Origin of the sequence: Leifsonia sp. C5G2, from assembly GCF_013359685.1 — a bacterium.
In the GTDB taxonomy this organism is placed as follows: domain Bacteria; phylum Actinomycetota; class Actinomycetes; order Actinomycetales; family Microbacteriaceae; genus Leifsonia.
On record NZ_JABFMV010000007.1, the window covers coordinates 63,762 to 81,472 of the forward strand.

Sequence of the window (17,711 nt, forward strand, 5' to 3'; positions counted from 1 at the left end):
AGCATCCCACCATGCGCGAGGTCATCGAGGGGCTGTACCGGGTCGAGGCGGCGCGGGCCGGCAACGCATATCTGTTCGAGGACGGCGACCGGTCGGTGCTCGTCGACAGCGGGTTGGCCTCCGGCGCTGCGAAGGTCGTCGCAGAGCTGTCGGGGGCGCGCATCCCGCGGCTGACCGACGTGGTGCTCACGCACTACGACCCCGACCACGTGGGCGCGGCGGCCGCCGTGCAGCGCGCGACCGGCGCGACGGTGTGGCTCGGCGCGGCTGACGCGCGGATCCTGCGCGGCGAGGTGCCCCCACCGACGCGGACGCGTCGCGCCATGATGCGGGTCGGCTGGCTGGGACGCACCGACCTGCCGCGGCTGACCGAGCTTCCGGACGACGCCGAGGCCGAGGTGGTCCCCGGTGCGGTCGCGGTTCCGGCGCCGGGTCACACGCCCGGCCACCACCTCGTGCGCTGGCGCGGGGTCGCGTTCATCGGCGACGCCGCCCGGCTCTCGCACGGACGCCTCGTGCACTTCCCGGGCTTCCTCATCTCCGATCGCGCGCAGGCCGACGCGACGCTGACCGCGATCGCGGCATCGCGTCCACGTCTGGTCCTGCCCGGTCACGGGGCGCCGGGGCGACTCGGCTGACTCTCAGCCGCGGAGCGCGGCCTCCAGCTCCGGATCGGTCGGCTCGACCAGGTGGCGGCCGTCGGGGAAGACGATCACCGGGATGTTGGTGCGGCCGCTGATCTCGCGTGCTCGGTCGGCCTCCTCGGGGCGGGCCACCAGGTCGACGTACTCGTAGTCGGCGCCGAGGCGGTCGAGGAGGGACTTGGAGCGGATGCAGTCGCGGCACCAGTCGGCGCCGAAGACGGTCACGCGGTCGAACGAAGGGGTCGGGGAGGTCATCGCTCCAGGCTAGGCGTCGCCGGCTGGGAGTCCGGTGGTGCCGTCGACGATCAGGTCGGCTCGGGAACGCGACGGCTCGATCAGCACCGCGTTCGCGCCGTCGACGTCCCGCGCCCAGGCGGCGGCGGCCTCCGGCGTGCGGCCGTGGCGCGTGTGCCGGTCGACGAGGCGGCGCATCCGCTCCTCCTGCGGCGTCGCCACGAACCAGGACTCGGCGAGGAGCGGCGGGATGCGCCTCCACGGGTCGGCGTCGACCAGCAGGTAGTTGCCCTCCACGACGACCAGGCGCGTCCCCGGTTCGACGGCGACGGACCCGGCGACCGGCTCGTCGACCGTGCGCTCGAACGCGGGCGCGTACACCGGGTTCCCGGTCTCGGTGAGCACCCGCTGCAGCAGGGCGGCGAAGCCCCAGCCGTCGAACGTGTCGATCGAGCCCTTGCGGTCGTGGCGCCCGAGCGCGTCCAGGGTCGCGTTGGCGAGGTGGAAGCCGTCCATCGGGAGGTGCACGGCGGTCCCGGCGCCCGCGAGCTCGTTCACCCGGTGCGCCACCGACCGCGCCAGGGTCGTCTTGCCCGAGCCCGGGCTCCCGGCGACGCCGACGATCGCGCGGCCGCCCTCCCGGAGGAGCGCGAGGGCGCGGTCGGCGAGCGGGGCGAGGCCGGGGGAGGAGGTCACGCCTCCCATTGTCCCTGCCGCGCGAACCCGCTGATCGCCTCCGCCATGATCCGCATCGACTCCGGGCCGCCGTGGCCCTCGCCCTCGACGACGATGAGCCGGCTGGCCGGCCAGCGCCGATGCAGCATCCACGGGGTGATCACCGGCCCGCTGACGTCGTGGCGGCCGTGGATCAGCACGGCCGGGATGTGCGCCAGCTCGTCCACCCGGTTCAGGATGGCGCGCTCGCCGGGGAGGAAGGCGAGGTTCGCCCAGTAGTGCGTGACGAGGGTGGCGAAGACCTCGCGCTGCACCGGGTCGTCGAACATCGGGCCGGGCACAAAGTTGGGGTCGAGGGAGACGTGGGTCGTCTCCCAGGCCTCCCACGCCTCGGCGGCGCGCGTGCGCTCCTCGGGTGTGCCGGTGGCGAGCACCCGGGCGTACGCCTCGACCACCCGCTCGCCGGGCCGGCGGTGGGACGCGCGCTCCAGCGCCTCCCACGCCTCCGGGAAGACGCGGCCCATCGTCTCGGTGATCCAGTCCACCTCGTCGCGGCCGGTGGTCGTGACCGCGCCGAGCACGATGCCGGCCACGCGGTCGGGATGCTCCAGCGCGTACGCCAGTGCGAGGGTCGAGCCCCACGAGCCGCCGGTGACCAGCCAGCGGTCGATGCCCAGCTCCTCCCGCACGAGCTCGATGTCGGCGATCAGGCCCTCGGTGGTGTTCGCGGGCAGCCGGTCCAGTGCGTCCACGACGAGCGGGGTGCTGCGGCCGCAGCCGCGCTGATCGATGCCGACGATGCGGAACACCTCGGGGTCGTAGCGCTTGCGGTAGTTGCCGGTTCCGAGGCCGGAGCCGGGGCCGCCGTGCAGCCACAGCGCGGGCAGGCCCTGCGGGTCGCCGCTGGTCTCCCAGTAGACGCTGTCGCCGTCGGGGTTCCGCACGAAGCCGTGCGCGTGGGGCGGGGTCACGGGGAACATCCCCGCACCGTATCGCACCGCTGCCGGCCGCGAGGCGGCACCGCTCAGCGTCGGGCGGCGGTCGACGGCCTCACGACCCCTCCGCCGCGTCCGGGACGAGCGCATCCCCGTCGGGGCTTCTGTCGGCCATCGGCAGGGGCGCACGCGCCCCCCGATACCGGCACACTCCGATGGCGACGCAGACCAGAGCGAGTGCGCCGGACAGCATCAGCTGGCTCCGTGTGTCGTCGAGGAGGGCCATGCCGATCAACAGCGCCACGATGATGGCGATGGTCAGCCAGGTGAGCACGGGAAAGCACCACATGCGCACCGGGAGCGGCGCTCCGGAGCCTTCCAGAGCACGCCGCATGCGCAGCTGCGAGATCGCGATCACCAGCCAGACGAACAGGGCGATCGCCCCCGACGAGTTCACGAGGAAGAGGAACACGGTGTCCGGCCACAGGGCGTTCAGCCCGACGGTGAGGAATCCGACGAGGGACGCGGCGATGACGGCGGTGCGCGGCGTTCCGGACGGGGTGGTGCGCGACAGGCCCGCGGGGGCGTCGCGGCGGGACGAGAGCGAGTACAGCATGCGGCTCGCGGTGTACATGCCCGAGTTGAGGCAGGACAGCACGGAGGTGAGGACGACGATGTCCATGACGACGGCCGCCGCAGGAAGGTGCAGGGTTTCCATGACGGCGACGAACGGGCTCTGTGCGACGGAGGCGTCGTTCCAGGGGAGAAGGGTCACGACGACCGTGATCGTCCCGATGTAGAACACCAGGATGCGCCACGTGACCGAGCGGACGGCTCCACGCACGGCGGTCGCCGGGTCGCGGGACTCCGCGGCGGCGATGGTGGCGATCTCCGCTCCGACGACGGAGAAGACCACGACGAGGATGGCCGTGGACATGGCGGCCGGTCCGTTCGGGAAGAAGCCGCCGTGTCCGACGAGGTTGCCGATCCCCGGCGAGGCGACACCCGGCAGCAGTCCGGCGATGGCGAGGACGCCGACGACGATGAACGCGACGATGGCGACGACCTTGATCCCGGCGAACCAGAACTCGAACTCGCCGAAGAACCGTACCGAGACGGCGTTCGTCAGCGTCAGCACGATCATCAGCCCGAGCGCCCACGTCCACTGCGGAACCTCCGGCACCCAGCGGTTCAGGATCACAGCGCCGGCCGTCGCTTCGATGCCGAGCACGATGATCCAGAACCACGCGTACAGCCATCCGATGGAGAACCCGGCCCATCGCCCGATGGCACGGTCGGCGTAGGTCGAGAACGAGCCGTTGTCGGGATTGGCCGCCGCCATCTCGCCCAGCATCCGCATCACGAGGACGACGATGGCGCCGGCGCACGCGTACGACAGGATGGCGGCGGGGCCGGCCTGCCGGATGACGGCGCCGGACCCGACGAACAGGCCGGCGCCGATGACGCCCGCGATCGCGATCATGGCGAGGTGGCGTCGTTTGAGGTTGCTCTGCAGGCCGGAGCTCGCGGGTGGCGTCATGGTCACATCCAGGTGCGTGAGAGTGCTGTCACCCGGATAGACGAGGCGGGGTGGCGGATCGTGTCGCGGTGCGGCGCACGGAGGCTCAGGAGGTGCGGGTCGCCGTCACCTCGGTCTCCTCCAGCTCTTCGCGCACGGTCTCGCGCGGGGCGAGGGTGACCCGCGGCCGCAGGCCGGCGAAGCGGAGGCGCATCCCGCGGTACTTCACCAGGTAGAAGACGCCGACGAGGGCCGCGGCGAATCCGCTCGCCGCACCGACGCCGAGCGCCCAGCGGGGGCCGAAGGTGTCGGCCACCCAGCCGACGATCGGTGCGCCGATCGGGGTGCCGCCCATGAAGATCGCCATGTAGATGGCCATCACGCGTCCGCGGAGCACCGGGTCGGTCGTCATCTGCACGGTCCCGTTCGCCGTGGTCATCAGGGTCTGCGACGAGACGCCGATCACGATCAGCGCGACGGCGAACAGCCAGTACGTCGGCATCACGGCCGCCAGGGCGCAGCCGAAGCCGAAGAACGCGGCTCCCGCGAACAGCAGCGAGATGCGCGGCCGGTCGCGGCGGGCGGAGAGCAGTGCGCCGACGACCGAGCCGATGGCCATGATCGAGGACAGGATGCCGTACTCGCCCGCGCCCTGGTGGAACACGCTCACCGACATGGTCGAGATGAAGATCGGGAAGTTGAGGCCGAACGTCCCGATCAGGAAGACCATGACGAGGATGACGAGGATGTCGGGCCGCCGCCGCACGTAGCGGAAGCCGTCCACCAGGCTGCCGCGGGAGCGCTTCGCCCGCTCGGTGCGGTACAGCTTCTCGCGCCGCAGCAGCGCGAGGGAGATCAGCACGGCGCCGAAGGTCGCCGCGTTGATGAGGAACACCCAGCCGGCACCGACCGCCGCGGTGAGCAGGCCGGCAACGGCCGGCCCGATCAGGCGGGCCGCGTTGAACGAGGCGGAGTTGAGGGCGACGGCGTTCGACAGGTTGGGGCCGGCGACGAGCTCCGACACGAAGGTCTGCCGGGCGGGCGCGTCGAAGGCGGCCACCACGCCGAGCAGCAGCGCGAACAGATAGACGTGCCACAGCTGCACGGTGCCCGTGACCGTCAGGATGCCGAGTCCGAGACCGAGGGCGCCCATCGCACCCTGCGTGGCCATCAGGAGCTTGCGGCGGTCGAGGTGGTCGGCGGCCCATCCTGTGACCGGGAGCAGGATCAGCTGCGGAGCGAACTGCAGCGCCATGACCAGGCCGACCGCGGACGCGTTGTTGTGGGTCAGCTGGGTCAGGACGATCCAGTCCTGGGCGGTGCGCTGCATCCACGTGCCGACGTTGGAGACGATCGCGCCTGCGGCCCAGATGCGGTAGTTGACGCCGGCGAGGGAGCGGAACATGGAACTCACGAGTCGGCGAGCTCCCGCATGATCCGTGCGGCCTCGGCGAGGGTGGCGCGATCCTCGGCGGTGAGCGTGCGCAGGCGCTGGTGCAGCCAGGCGTCCCGGCGTCTGCGGGTCTCTGCGACCAGCGCCAGCCCGCGGTCGGTGGGCACGACGACCACCTTGCGGCCGTCGGTGTCGTCGGCCGTCCGTGCGACGTACCCGGCCTCCTCCAGCCGGTTGACCGTGCGGTTCATCGACGGCGGCTTGACCCGCTCGAACTCGCTGAGGCCGCCGATCGTGGCGGATCCCTCCCGGGCGAGGAAGGCCAGGATCGCCGTCTGCGCGTCGCTGAGCTCGTGGTCCTCCTTCTCGGCGCGCAGGCGCCGGGAGAGGCGCGCCACCGCGATGCGCAGTGCGCTGCTCAGGTCATGGGTCGACAGTCGTCCGGTCATACATAGTTAGCCTAACAAATTAGCCTCGCTAACCAAACCCCCCTTCGCCCACGGCGTACGCCAGAATGAGCCCGTGCAGACTCAGCAGGGCCGGACGTTCGACGACGAGAACGGCACCCGCATCCACTTCGATGTGTACGCGCCCACCCCGGAAGGCACGAGGCCGGCCGCCGTCGTGCAGCTTGCCCACGGTGTGGGGGAGCACGCGGGACGGTACCGGCCGCTCGCCGAGCACCTCGCCGCGAACGGTTACGCCGTCTATGCGGACGACCACCTCGGGCACGGCCGCACCGGGCTCGAGCAGTGGAACGGCGACGCGACGAAGCTCGGGAGGCTCGGGCCGGGAGGGCTGCGCGCCGCCGTCCGCGACGTCCACGCCTTCACCCGGCTGGTCCGCGAGGAGAACCCGGACCTCCCCCTCGTCTACGTCGGGCACAGCTGGGGGTCCCTGATCGGTCAGATGCTGCTCAACCACCACAGCGAGGACTACGACGCCGCGGTGCTCTCCGGCACGGCGTACCGCGTGCTCGGGTCCATGAACGGCGGCGACCTCAACAAGCGGCACGCCCACCTCGGCACGACCGGCGCCGAGTGGCTCAGCCGCGACCCCGCGGTCGCGCAGGCCTTCATCGACGACCCGCTGACCACGCTCACGCCGCTGCAGAAGCTGTTCGGGATGGCGGACGCCGCCCGGCTGCTCGGCCGGCCGGCCCGCGCCCTCCCGAACGACCTCCCGCTGCTCATCCAGGTCGGCTCGGAGGACCCGCTCGGCGGACCCGCCAGCGCCCGCAAGCTGGAGAACTCGTACCGGACGCGGTCGAAGCTCAGCGACGTGACGACGATCGTCTACGACGGAGCGCGCCACGAGATCTTCAACGAGACCAACCGCGAGGAGGTCTTCGCCGACCTGACGGCGTGGCTCGCGGAGCGGTTCCCCGCCCGCGACTGACCGCCGCCCGCTCTGCGACTGCGGCCTGCCGGAACGACTGCGGGTGCGCGAGCGGGCGCAAACGTTCCGGGAGGCCGCAGTCGCGGCGGCGGGAACTGTCTAGCGCAGCGGGGGCCGCAGCGCGGACACTGGGCTCGGGAGGGTCGTCATGGGCATCAGCATCCTGCTCGGGCTGTCGCGGTTCGCGCCGATCGACAATCCGGCCACCGTCGGCGGAAGCGCGAACCTGCTGACCGGGCTCATCTTCATCGTGGGCCTCATCCTCGTCATCCTGCTCATCGGGTTCGGGGTCACGCTCGCGCACCGCCCGGACAAGATGATCGACGAGTTCGGCGACGAGAAGGGGAGCCCGCCGCCGCACTGAGCGACGCGCCCGCCGGCGGACGTAGGGTGGGCGTATGCATGGTGAGTACAAGGTCCCCGGTGGCAAGCTCGTCGTCGTCGACCTGGAGGTGGTCGACGGCCGGATCGCGGACTTCCAGCTCGCGGGCGACTTCTTCCTCGAGCCCGACACGGCGCTCGAAGCCATCGACGAGGCCGTGAACGGTCTCCCCGCCGAGGCGGACGCCAAGACCATCGCCGCGGCCGTGAAGGACGCCCTGCCGGAGGGGGCCAGTCTGCTCGGCTTCTCGCCGGAGGCCGTCGCCGTGACCGTGCGGCGGGCGCTCGCCAAGGCGACCAGCTGGCGCGACTACGACTGGCAGATCGTGCACGCGAAGGCGGTCTCCCCGCAGATGCACCTCGCCCTCGACGAGGTGCTCGCGAACGAGGTGGGGGAGGGACGCCGGGGGCCGACCCTGCGCATCTGGGAGTGGGACGAGCCGGCCGTGGTGATCGGCAGCTTCCAATCGGTGAAGAACGAGGTCGACCCGGAGAACGCCGCCAAGTACGGCATCCAGGTGGTCCGGCGCATCTCCGGCGGCGGCGCGATGTTCATGGAGGCCGGATCGGTCGTCACCTACTCGATCTACGCGCCCGCCGACCTCGTGCAGGGCATGAGCTTCGCCGACAGCTACGCCTTCCTCGACGAGTGGGCGATCGTCGCGCTCAAATCCCTCGGCATCGACGCCGTCTACCAGCCGCTCAACGACATCACGAGCCCGTCCGGCAAGATCGGTGGAGCCGCGCAGAAGCGGCTGGGCTCCGGCGCGGTACTGCACCACGTCACCATGAGCTACGACATGGACGGCCAGAAGATGACCGAGGTGCTCCGCATCGGGCGCGAGAAGATCAGCGACAAGGGCATCACCTCCGCGGCCAAGCGCGTCGACCCGCTGCGCAGCCAGACCGGCCTCAGCCGCGCCGAGATCATCGAGCAGATGAAGCTCACCTTCAAGAACCTGTACGGCGCCACGGAGGGCGACCTCACCGACGCCGAGTACGCGGCCGCCGAGAAGCTGGTCGCCGAGAAGTTCGAGACTGAGGAGTGGCTCTACCGGGTGCCCTGATCCCGGCGCCCGAACGTCCCGCTCTCAGGCAGTCCACAGGGGCTCCGGTACCCTGGATGGCGTGAATTGGTGGGTCGTGGGGATCGTGGCGGCGTTCATCGTCGTCATCGTCGTGGCTGTGAAGCTCGGCTGGATCGACCTCTCGAACAAGGCGCAGCGGGGCTCCGGCACGATGAGCGGGGCCATCGGCGGCTCGTTCGACGAGATCTTCGCGCCGGCCCGCCACGAGGCGCAGCAGGAGATGGACCGGCAGTCACTCCTGCCCGCGCCGGCGCCGCTGCCCGGCGACGGCGGCGACGAAGGCTGGCAGGGCGGGAAGATCACGCTGGACCTCGGCGGAGCGGGCGACGGCCGGCGGGTCGAGGGCCGGGCTCCGAGCGAGGACGGCCGCGCTACCGCTTCTGCAGCCCCGCGTAGTCGGGGTGCTCGCTGAGCCAGCTCCGCACGTAGGGGCAGGAGGCGACGACCCGTCGGTCCGAGTGGTCGCGCACGTCGTCCAGCGCCGTCTGCACGAGGGTGGACGCCATCCCCTTCTCCCGCTTCGCCTCGTCGACCTCGGTGTGGGTGAAGACGATGGCGTCGTCGCGCAGGTCGTACTCCGCGACGCCGATCACCTCGCCGTCCTGGAGGAGGGCGTAGCGGGACTGGTCCGGCTGGTTCTCGACGCTCAAGCTCATGCCGCAACGCTACCCCGCATGTGGATCGCGTCAGGCGGAAGGGCGGACGCACGTCTTTACGGGTGAGGGCATCGCCGCCTTCGCCGAGAGGAGCCCGCCCATGCGCACCATCATGACCGTCCACGACTCGCCCGACGTCTGGATCAGGATGGAGCCCGTCGTCCGCGCGCTGCACTCGTCCGAGCTCCTTCGCCCCGTCGGAGACGTGACCCCGGAGCCGCGGGACGACGCGGAATCGCTGGTCGGGTCGCTGCGCCCGGACGCGGTCCTGGTCGAATCGCCGTCGCCGCGGGCGCTCGCCGCGGTGCGGGCGGCCTCCCGGCTCGGAGTCCCGGTGGCCCACCTCTCGGCCGGACGCCGCGGGAACGCCCCGGCCGCGGGGGCCGCGGAGGAGCCCGCGTGCCGGGAGCTCGACCGGCTCTCGCGGCTGCACCTGGCGCCGACCGAGCACGCTGCCCGGGTGCTGCTCGGCGCGTCCGTTCCCGAGCACCGGATCGTCGTCACCGGCGACACCCTGGTCGATGCCGTGGCACCGCTGCTGCCGGCCGACCCGGCGACGGCCGCGGAGCAGCCGATCGTGCTCGTGGCGGTGCACCGGCCGGAGCATGCCGGTGCACCGCTGCGCCGGCTCGGCGCGGCGGTCCGGATCCTCGCAACGCGGTTCCCCAGCCACGCGTTCGTGCTCTCGGGGGGGACCGGACCTCGCGCAGCACGCCGGGCTCGGGCCGGACCTCGGGCGCACTGCGAACATCCACTCGCTCGGTCAGCCGCGGTTCGACGCGCTCCTGGAGCTGATCGGGCGCTCGGTGCTGGTCCTGACCGATTGCACCCGCATCGAGGAGGTGGCTCCCAGCCGGAACGTCCCCGTCCTCGTGCTCGGCGACACCACTGCGCGACCGGAGGGCGTGCTCGCAGGAACGTCCGCGGTCATCGGGACACGGGTGGAGCGGATGGTGGAGGCGGCGTCCGGACTGCTCACCGACCCCGTCCTGCATGCGGCGATGGCGGGAGCAGCGAGCCCCTTCGGCGACGGGCGGGCCGCCGAGCGCGTCGTCGCCGCCCTCGCGCACTTGCTCGGATGCGGGACGCGCCTCCCCGACTTCGTGACGCCCCTCCGGCGGGAATCGGTAGCTGCTCGGTAGTCGTACGGATCCGGCGGACCGGCCGCGGACACGAGCCTGGGGTCATCCACCAGCCGAGGAGTGAGAATGACCGTCGACGCCGCCCGCCCCACCGACCTGCAGCTCCTGGACCGTGTGCGCGGCGGCGACCCGGCCGCCCTGGGCGAGCTGTGGTCCCGCTACCAGGGCTGGGCGCACCACGTCGCCCGGTGCACCACGTCGCGTTTCGACGCCGACGACATCGTCCAGGAGGCGTTCGCCAAGGTCCTCACGTCGCTGCGGAACGGCAACGGCCCGACCGAGGGATTCGCCCACTACCTCCGGACGGCCATCCGCAATGTCGCCGCCACCTGGGGTGCCCGCGCGGCACGCGCCACGCTCGTGCCGCTGCCCGATGACAGCGCGCTGGGCAGCTACCGGTTCGAAGTGAGCGACCTCGGCGACCTCGAACGGCCGTTCCGGAGCCTCCCCGAGCGCTGGCAGCACGTGCTCGTGCTGACGGTTCTGCAGCAGCTGCCGCTCGAAACCGTGTCCCGCCTGCTCGGGGTGAGCCTCGGCGGCGCGACGGCGCTCGCCGCCCGCGCCAGGGCCGGGCTGCGTGCCGCCCTCGCCACCCACGGCGAGGAGCTCGCCCTCGCCGCGTGAGTGTCCGCCCCGGAGGGCGCGCGCTCAGGCCGCGCCCTCCGGGCGAGCGGTCCCGGGCTGCTCACGGAACCACACGGCGAGCTCCGTGCGTGACCGCAGGCCGAGCTTCACCAGGGCGTTCTGCACGTGCGTCTCGACGGTGCGGATGGAGACGAACAGGCGCCGTGCGATCGAACGGTTCGTCTCCCCGTCGGCGACGAGCGATGCGACCTCCGTCTCCCTCGGGGTCAGGACCGACCGCGCGGCCAGGGGCACGGCCGCCCGGAGGTGGGTCTCGACGATCCCGTGCAGCGCGAAGCCGATGCTCTCGTCCTCGGTCAGCGCGGCGCCGTAGTCGAACGCGCGGCCGAACGCCGCATCGCCGAGCCGCCGGCGCAGCGCCCGCTCGGTCGGGGCGGAATCGAGGAAGTACGGCGGATAGCTCGCCCTGACGGCTCCGGCGTCGCGCCACCGCGCTGCCGCGGCGCCCAGCAGGCTGGCGCCGCGGGCGGCATCCGCGCGCTCTCGCGCGACCTCGGCGAGCAGCTCGAGCGCGTGGGCGATGCCGAGCCCGTTTCCGAGGCCCCGCTTGAGCACGAGAGCGTCGCGCGCGTCCAGCTCGCACGCGTCGTAGTCGCCTGCCGCTGCGGCGGCCGTGGCCCGCGCCGTCCGCAGGAACGACCGCTCGTAGCGGTCGCCTGCCACGAGCGCTCGTTCGGTGATCGCCGCCTCGACCTGAGCGGCCTCCGCGCCCTCGCCGAGCGCCCGCAGCCGGGCGGCGAGACGTTGCGGGGTGTTGAGCCGGCCGAACCGGTACGCCTCCTCGCCCAGGTCGTCCATGAGGTCACGGAGGATCGCCACCGCCGCCGCGTCGTCCCGTTCGAGCGTCTCCGCGGCACTCCGCGCGGCGATGTCGGCCTCGCGCGCCGTGCCCTGGTCGCCGGTCCCGGCCGCCGCATCCCGCGCCTGGAGAGCCTGTATCAGCTCCCTGCGCGCGAGTCCGGGTTTGCCGGTCCGGCTGTAGACCGCGGCGCGGAGCGCGTGCCCCAGGCTCCTCCAGAGCGGCGACGGCGTCCCGGATTCGAGCGCTCGGCCCAGCCACCGCGCGAGCTCGTCCGCGCTGCCGTGGATCGTCCAGGCCTGGCGCCAGGCGGTCACCGCCGTCTCCACGGCGCGGTCGGCGTCGCCGAGAGCGGCCGCGGTGGTCATCGCGCGGCGGATGTTGGGGAGGTCGCCTCCGAGGCGGAGCATGATCTCCCTCTGCCCTGCCGAGAACCAGCCGTCCTCCGCTTCGTGCAGCCGGGCGATCACGCAGGCGACGAAATGGCGTTGCGCCTCGACCGGGCGCTCCTGATGCTCGGCACCGAACTCGCGGATGGCGGGGAGCAGCTCGTAGCGCACGGTGTCGCCGACCCGGCGGCGGTGCACGACCGACCGGCGGATCAGCTGCTTCACCGTCGCGGTCGCCTCCCGTGGGCCTGTGGCGCCGAGGGCGGCCATGGCCTCGCCAAGTGCCAGATCCCAGCCGGGCGCCAGCACGGACAGGTCGCTCCACACCCTCCGCTCGAGCGGGCCGCACCGTTCCCAGCTGTCCTCGACGGCGGCCCGCAGCGACCGGGACGCGGGATCCGCCGGCTCGAGCGCGGAGAGCTGGTGATCGACGCGGTGCGCGAGCGTCCGCACATCCATGAACTGCAGCTGGGCGGCCGCCAGTTCGATCGCGAGCGGGACGCCGGAGCTCGCCTCGCAGATCCGCACCACATCGGGCAATGTTCTTGCGTCGATCACGAAATGCGCGTCGCCGGTGCCGGCGCGGTCGGCGAAGAGGCGCACGGCGTCGCTCGCCAACGTCAGCCCGCGATCGGCGAACGGGCCGATCGCGACGAGCGTCTGGGCCGTCGAGGTGAGAGGCTCCCGGCTCGTCGCGAGGACCTTGACGCCTGGACAGGCGGCGAGCAGGGCGTCCACGGCGGCGGACGTCTCCCTGACGACCTCGTCGACGTCGTCGAGGAGCAGGAGGGCATCGGCGGCGGAGAGGGCGGCGATCACGGCGGCCAGCGGATCTCTGCCGGAATCGACCTTGAGCTCGGAGGCGATCGCCGCCGCGATCTCGTCTCCGCGGCCGCGCGCATCCACGTACCAGATGCCGGGCACCGCGCGGGCGAGGCCCTCGGTCGCCGCGATCGCCACCCTGCTCTTCCCCACCCCCGCCGCGCCGGTCAGCGTGACCAGACGCACCGACGACAGCAGCAGCCGGCGGATCAGCGACACCTCCTCGCGTCGCCCGATCAGCGCGTCGAACCGCACCGGGAGGCCGTGCGCTGCACCCCCGGGTCCGCCGGTTCCGGTCATTCCCTCCACCTGTCACATCACGAATGCGGTCGCGCCCGCGTCTCTTCCAGTGGAAGCTCTTCGGGCGAGAGCTTCCCTCCCATCAGGGTGGAGGGCCGCGATCGCGTTTCGGGTTTCGCGCGGCCGGCCCTCCACCTCGTGCGTCCGAGCGCCGTCCGCGCGTCTGTGTGTTGCGCTGCGATGCTTCCAGTGCACGACGGTCGGCGAAAGACAGGACCGGACGCGATGGTGCCTCGGCAGGTGTCGCGCACCACCGGTGGGGTGGCGGGCGACAGGGGGTCAGACGGCCACGTCGTCGCGCGGCCACTCCAGCTCGATGCCCGACCGCAGCCGGACGCGGACCAGCCCGTCCGCGATGTCGACTCCCTCGACGTCCGGGTGGCTGAGGGCGTTCCTCCACCACTCCTGTCCCGGCCGCGGAGCCGTCGCGCCCTCGTCGCTCACGCTCAGCACCTCCTCCCCAGCCGCCGGGAGCCCGCTCTTTGGGCCAGCTTGCCGTCCGCGGCTCGCCCTGGCTAGGCAGCCGCGGCCCAGGTGGGGCGGCCGGTCAGCGATCCTCCGCCCCGCGGAACCGGTAGGTCGCCTCGCGCGGCCAGTCCTCCGCGGTGACGAGCTCGTAGACCAGCACGCGAGCCGGATCCTCGCGGTCGGGAAGCCGCACACGCGACGGCGGCATGGGCGTCACGAGGGGGAGTTCGACGGCACGGTCCTCCGAGCCGGGAGCGGTGTGCACGAGATAGGCAGTGAACACTCCCATGCCGGAATCCATGCGTTTACATTAGTGAGGGCCGGCCGCATCGGCACGTCCCTCTGGCGCTTTCTGCGGGCTCCCGGCGGTCCCCGAACTGACTAGCCAAGCGCGGCGGTGAGCCATCACTCTGGTCGCAGCACCGCGTGGAGGGGGATCCGATCGTGTCACGAGGCGAGAACAGAACCGGACGGGCCGGGAGGTTTCCTGCGTGGGCGATCGTGCTCCTCGCGATCCTCGGGGCGGTCATCCTGGTCGGCGCGGGGGTGCTGGGCGGCCTGGCACTGCGCAATGCGGCCCCGGTCGCGCGCGGTGCGCTGTCAGGGCAGGCGCCGGGCGACTCCCGATCCGTCTGCGACGCCGAGAAGGTCGCGGAGGACGTGCTGCCGTCGATCGTCACCATCGGGGTCCGTGCGGGGGACGGCTCCGGCGGCACAGGGAGCGGCGAGATCATCACGGCCGACGGCTACATCCTGACCAACAACCACGTGATCGCCCCCGCAGCGGAGGGGGCGGAGATCGTCGTTCTCTACAACGACGGCAGCACGCACCCGGCGAAGCTCGTCGGCCGGTCGCCGCGCGCCGACATCGCGGTCATCAAGGTGCAGGGATCGGGCCTTCCGGTGATCCGGCAGGGCGACTCCGCGGCGCTCAAGGTGGGGCAGCCGGTCGTGGCGCTCGGCGCTCCGCTCGGCCTGTCCAGCACGGTGACGACCGGAGTGGTGAGCGCGCTCGGGCGTACGGTGCCCGTCCAGAGCGACAGCGATCGCAACGCCGTGCTCGCCGACGCGATCCAGACCGACGCCTCCATCAACCCCGGCAATTCGGGCGGTGCACTGGTGGACTGCGACGGCCGCCTCGTCGGCGTCAACTCGGCCATCGCGACCGTGCCGGGGGAGTCGGGGGCCGCCGGCGGCGGAAGCGTCGGCATCGGGTTCGCCGTTCCGCAGGCCGTGGCGATGCCCATCGCGCAGCAGATCATAGAGACCGGCAAGGTGGTCTACCCGACATTCGGGCTCTCGGTGAGCCCCGTCGTTCCCGGTGCGAACGGCGAGGGGGAGCCGGGGCTCTACGTGCAGGCCGTGGTGCCGGGTGGTCCGGCCGACCAGGCGGGGCTGGAGCCGGGCGACATCATCACCCGGGTCGACGGCGCACCGGTGGGGAGCGTCGACGACCTGACGGCGAAGCAACTCACCAGCAAGCCGGGCGACGAGGTGAAGGTCACCTACGTGCGCGACGGCAAGACGGACAGGACCACGGTCACGCTGGGGAGCGGCTGATCAGGCCGAGCGGTCCGCCATCTCCGCGGCCGCCTTGAAGCGGTCGATGATCCGGTAGGTGTCGCCGGAGCCCAGTTCCTCGATGCGCACGGTGTCGTAGACGCGGAAGTCGAGCGCGCGGAGCTCGCCGAGACGCTCCGCCCGCTCGTTGAGGAGGGCCGACCTCAGAGGGGAGGAGGGGTCGCGGGGGATCAGGGGGGTGACGAGCTCGCCGCGCCATCCGTCGGTGGTCGCGCTGACGAGCCCGATCGCGCGTTCGCGGGGATTCCAGGTGGCCCTCATCTCGTCCTCTCGATCGTCGGATGCGGCAGCCGCCACCACGACGGCTATGGGGGAGGGAGTGACCCGGCGGCTGGATGTGGACGAGCCGGCCGGGCCACTCGGGAGACAACATGCGAAAGGAGTTGCTCCGGGGAAACGCGAAACCCGAAAATGCGTCCCTACCGAGGTAGACGAGGCGGAGCCGTCGCTATGACGCGATCGGGACGGCGCAGCCGGTCAACCGGAGCAGTACCGCCACTGCGCCGCGATCTGCTCGGGAGTCAGTGCGGTGCTGTAGACGGCGGCGTACGCGAGTGTTCCGCCGAAGGTCCAGTTCGCCGGCTGCAATGGCCCCCAGTTGTGCATGCTCTCGTAGCCGATGCGCCAGAACCCGGAGAAGGACTGACCCCGGGTCACCGACGGATCGTGTGCCACCAAGGCGCCGTCGACGTAGAGCTTCATGCCGTCGGCCGACAGCGTCGCCGTCGCCTGGTGCCAGGCGTCGTCGAGATACGTCTGCGGCGACGAGATGACGCGGACGGTCCCGGGCCAGACCCCGAACGCCACCCGGCCGTCGTCGGTCAGGAACAGGTGCCGGTCGAAGTCTTGCGAGTCCGCCTCCATCGCCGAGCTGAACCCGATCAGGCGACCGCCGCCGATGGACGTCTTGAACCGGATCTGAACGGAGAACTCGTCGGTCGACGGACGCAGAGTCGAGTCCGCAAGAGTCCAGCCCGGCTGATCCGGTGTGCCCGCGTAGCGGCCCGTGCGGCCGTGGACGAGGTCGGTGGCCGACGTGGAGCCCGCAGGATCGTCGAGCCGGTACCCGAACACCGTCTGATCGGCGGGCACCAGCCGGATCATCGCGTCGCACGATTCCTCCTGCGGTGTCGGAGGGGCCGGCGGCTCGGTGGGCGGGTCGACCGGCTCCTCCGGGTTCACCGGGGTGCCCGGCGGCTCGGGCCCGGCGGGGGCATCGGGCGACTCGGGCTCGACGGGCGACTCCGGCGGGACGGGCGCCTCGGGATCCGCGCGCGGCTCCGGCGGGACGGTCGGCTCCGGCTCGGTGCCGGGCTGGACGCCGGCGCGTGGCGGCGTCGCCGGCGGCGGAGCGGGGGAGGCCGGGCTGTCTGCCGTCTCCGCCAGGACCGGAGACGGTGAAGCGGTAGCGGTGCCGGGCCGGTTCTCCTCGGAGGTGGATACCTCCAGCGCGAACGGCGTCTCGGGGCCGTCGGAGCTCCGCTGCTTGTCGGGGCAGCGATCGTCCGCCAGGGATGCCGGCTGACTCGTCGTGGACCCGTCGGCGATGCTCGACTGCGGCGCGGCGATGACAGCGCCGGTCGTCAGGGCCGCCGCGGCGACGACCGCGACGACGGCGGCGGCACCGGTGCCCGACGCCGAGGCTCCCGCGCTCACGAGGTCGCGGAATCGAGCGACAACGCGGACCGAGTGGATCGCGCCGGACGGCACGGCACTGGCCGCGGGCGCTGTCGTCGCGGGAACGTGGACGGCCTGCGTGCCGGAGAGCGTCGCCGCCACCGCGGCCCCGGAGGACTCGCTCGTCCACCCGGTGTAGGCGGCCGCCCCGGCGATCCCCAGGAACAGCGGCAGGATGCCCATGGCGAGCCGCGAGCCGACCCGGCCGGCCTCCTTCGCTGCGTCGGCGCAGGAGGGGCACGCGTCGAGGTGCTCCTCCACCTTTGCGCGGTCGGTGCGGGAGAGCCTGCCGCGCACGTGCGGACCCATCTTGGAGAGCACCCACGCGTGCTCGGGCTCGTCGGCGGGGACCTCCGCGAGGTGGGCGTTGATCCACGACTGCCGGAGGCCCTCGCGCGCACGGACGGCCAGCGCGGAGACGGCGTTGGGCGTGAGACCGAGCAGCGGGGCGACCTCGCGCGGCGCCATGTCTTCGACCTCGGTGTACCAGAGCACCTCCTGCCAGCTGTCCGGCAGGTCGTAGAAGGCCTTCGCCATCGTCTCGCGCTCGATGCGCTCGAGGGCGGTGACCTCGCTGTACGTCCAGTCCTCGATCACATCGGCGTCCTCGATGTTGGGCGTGCTCTTGCGGCGCGACCAGTCGATGGCGACATTGCGGATGGTCGTGGCGAGGTACGAGCGGAAGCCGGTCTTCGGTCCGTTGCCCTTCTCGACCGCCTTGAGGATGCGGGCGAAGGCCTCGGAGGCGAGGTCGTCGGCCTCGAACCGGCTGGTGACGGAGGCGGCCATGCCGCGGCCTGCGTGCCAATGGCGCTTGAACAGGATTCCGTAGGCGGGGCCGTCCCCCTCGCGCGCCAGGGCGAGGAGTTCGGCGTCGGAGAGGTCGTCGAATCGACGGTTCATAAGGTTTCGGGTCCTTACGGGCAGTGCGGGCGTCTTAACTACGTGGACGACCGTCGTCGCGG

At 72.2% G+C, this 17,711-nt stretch carries 20 protein-coding genes and 1 pseudogene; 9 read left to right on the top strand and 12 right to left on the bottom strand.

All coding sequences use genetic code 11. The features are described from left to right. The first annotated feature begins 11 nt into the window (after positions 1 to 11). Positions 12 to 638, top strand: a complete 627-nt coding sequence (locus tag HNO83_RS10845; RefSeq protein WP_175337544.1) for an MBL fold metallo-hydrolase — start codon at positions 12 to 14, stop codon at positions 636 to 638. A 3-nt stretch (positions 639 to 641) separates the two neighbouring features. On the opposite strand, the gene HNO83_RS10850 is transcribed toward HNO83_RS10845, so the two are convergent. From HNO83_RS10850 to HNO83_RS10875, 6 genes are all read right to left on the bottom strand, one after another. Then, entirely contained in the window at positions 642 to 899 is a 258-nt protein-coding gene (locus HNO83_RS10850; protein WP_175337545.1) for a glutaredoxin family protein, read from the bottom strand. Positions 900 to 908: 9 nt separating this feature from the next. After that, positions 909 to 1,583 (bottom strand): nucleoside/nucleotide kinase family protein, encoded by a 675-nt coding sequence (locus HNO83_RS10855; RefSeq protein WP_175337546.1) that lies wholly within the window; start codon positions 1,581 to 1,583, stop codon positions 909 to 911. Beyond that, positions 1,571 to 2,533, bottom strand: coding sequence for a prolyl aminopeptidase (pip, locus tag HNO83_RS10860; protein ID WP_217498935.1), 963 nt, complete (start codon positions 2,531 to 2,533; stop codon positions 1,571 to 1,573). The genes HNO83_RS10855 and pip overlap by 13 nt, the downstream gene beginning before the upstream one ends. Positions 2,534 to 2,603: 70 nt before the next feature. Continuing rightward, entirely contained in the window at positions 2,604 to 4,028 is a 1,425-nt protein-coding gene (locus tag HNO83_RS10865) for an amino acid permease (RefSeq protein WP_175337548.1), read from the bottom strand. An 85-nt stretch (positions 4,029 to 4,113) separates the two neighbouring features. Next, positions 4,114 to 5,412: an MFS transporter gene (locus HNO83_RS10870; RefSeq protein WP_175337670.1), complete on the bottom strand. Its 1,299-nt coding sequence runs from the start codon at positions 5,410 to 5,412 to the stop codon at positions 4,114 to 4,116. A 5-nt stretch (positions 5,413 to 5,417) separates the two neighbouring features. Continuing rightward, positions 5,418 to 5,849 (bottom strand): MarR family winged helix-turn-helix transcriptional regulator, encoded by a 432-nt coding sequence (locus HNO83_RS10875; protein WP_175337549.1) that lies wholly within the window; start codon positions 5,847 to 5,849, stop codon positions 5,418 to 5,420. Positions 5,850 to 5,922: 73 nt separating this feature from the next. Between HNO83_RS10875 and HNO83_RS10880 the strand changes: the two genes are divergently transcribed. From HNO83_RS10880 to HNO83_RS10895, 4 genes are all read left to right on the top strand, one after another. Then, entirely contained in the window at positions 5,923 to 6,798 is an 876-nt protein-coding gene (locus tag HNO83_RS10880; RefSeq protein ID WP_175337550.1) for an alpha/beta fold hydrolase, read from the top strand. A gap of 148 nt (positions 6,799 to 6,946) precedes the next feature. Further along, the gene (locus HNO83_RS10885; RefSeq protein WP_175337551.1) at positions 6,947 to 7,162 is read left to right on the top strand and encodes a hypothetical protein; all 216 of its coding nucleotides are present in this window, start codon (positions 6,947 to 6,949) and stop codon (positions 7,160 to 7,162) included. A gap of 34 nt (positions 7,163 to 7,196) precedes the next feature. Then, the gene (lplAB, locus tag HNO83_RS10890; RefSeq protein WP_175337552.1) at positions 7,197 to 8,246 is read left to right on the top strand and encodes a lipoate-protein ligase LplAB; all 1,050 of its coding nucleotides are present in this window, start codon (positions 7,197 to 7,199) and stop codon (positions 8,244 to 8,246) included. A gap of 61 nt (positions 8,247 to 8,307) precedes the next feature. Beyond that, positions 8,308 to 8,679 carry a hypothetical protein gene (locus HNO83_RS10895; RefSeq protein ID WP_249776666.1) on the top strand — a complete coding sequence of 124 codons (372 nt, stop codon included), beginning with the start codon at positions 8,308 to 8,310 and terminating at the stop codon, positions 8,677 to 8,679. Here the strand turns inward: HNO83_RS10895 and HNO83_RS10900 are convergent. Next, the gene (locus HNO83_RS10900; RefSeq protein ID WP_175337553.1) at positions 8,639 to 8,923 is read right to left on the bottom strand and encodes a GNAT family N-acetyltransferase; all 285 of its coding nucleotides are present in this window, start codon (positions 8,921 to 8,923) and stop codon (positions 8,639 to 8,641) included. The two genes, HNO83_RS10895 and HNO83_RS10900, sit on opposite strands and share 41 nt — an antisense overlap. A gap of 148 nt (positions 8,924 to 9,071) precedes the next feature. Here HNO83_RS10900 and HNO83_RS20595 point away from each other — a divergent pair. The 3 genes and pseudogenes from HNO83_RS20595 to HNO83_RS10910 form a co-directional block, all read left to right on the top strand. Further along, positions 9,072 to 9,587, top strand: a pseudogene (locus HNO83_RS20595) (UDP-N-acetylglucosamine 2-epimerase); the annotation flags it as partial. Beyond that, entirely contained in the window at positions 9,529 to 10,065 is a 537-nt protein-coding gene (locus HNO83_RS20345; RefSeq protein WP_249776667.1) for a UDP-N-acetylglucosamine 2-epimerase, read from the top strand. The pseudogene HNO83_RS20595 and the gene HNO83_RS20345, both read left to right, overlap by 59 nt. 66 nt (positions 10,066 to 10,131) lie before the next feature. Next, positions 10,132 to 10,689 carry an RNA polymerase sigma factor gene (locus HNO83_RS10910; RefSeq protein ID WP_175337554.1) on the top strand — a complete coding sequence of 186 codons (558 nt, stop codon included), beginning with the start codon at positions 10,132 to 10,134 and terminating at the stop codon, positions 10,687 to 10,689. Between the two features lie 24 nt (positions 10,690 to 10,713). On the opposite strand, the gene HNO83_RS10915 is transcribed toward HNO83_RS10910, so the two are convergent. The 3 genes from HNO83_RS10915 to HNO83_RS10925 form a co-directional block, all read right to left on the bottom strand. Further along, positions 10,714 to 13,020 carry an ATP-binding protein gene (locus tag HNO83_RS10915; RefSeq protein ID WP_175337555.1) on the bottom strand — a complete coding sequence of 769 codons (2,307 nt, stop codon included), beginning with the start codon at positions 13,018 to 13,020 and terminating at the stop codon, positions 10,714 to 10,716. Between the two features lie 279 nt (positions 13,021 to 13,299). Further along, positions 13,300 to 13,464, bottom strand: a complete 165-nt coding sequence (locus tag HNO83_RS10920) for a hypothetical protein (RefSeq protein ID WP_175337556.1) — start codon at positions 13,462 to 13,464, stop codon at positions 13,300 to 13,302. A 103-nt stretch (positions 13,465 to 13,567) separates the two neighbouring features. Then, positions 13,568 to 13,777: a hypothetical protein gene (locus tag HNO83_RS10925; protein WP_249776668.1), complete on the bottom strand. Its 210-nt coding sequence runs from the start codon at positions 13,775 to 13,777 to the stop codon at positions 13,568 to 13,570. A gap of 212 nt (positions 13,778 to 13,989) precedes the next feature. Here HNO83_RS10925 and HNO83_RS10930 point away from each other — a divergent pair, with 212 nt between their 5' ends. Beyond that, a complete protein-coding gene (locus HNO83_RS10930; protein ID WP_349627145.1) occupies positions 13,990 to 15,048 on the top strand; it encodes a S1C family serine protease in 1,059 nt (352 codons plus the stop codon). On the opposite strand, the gene HNO83_RS10935 is transcribed toward HNO83_RS10930, so the two are convergent. Beyond that, a complete protein-coding gene (locus tag HNO83_RS10935; protein WP_175337558.1) occupies positions 15,049 to 15,330 on the bottom strand; it encodes a hypothetical protein in 282 nt (93 codons plus the stop codon). Positions 15,331 to 15,546: 216 nt separating this feature from the next. Continuing rightward, complete coding sequence (locus tag HNO83_RS20600; RefSeq protein WP_175337559.1) at positions 15,547 to 17,649, bottom strand: sigma-70 family RNA polymerase sigma factor; 2,103 nt, start codon at positions 17,647 to 17,649, stop codon at positions 15,547 to 15,549. Between the last annotated feature and the right edge of the window lie 62 nt (positions 17,650 to 17,711).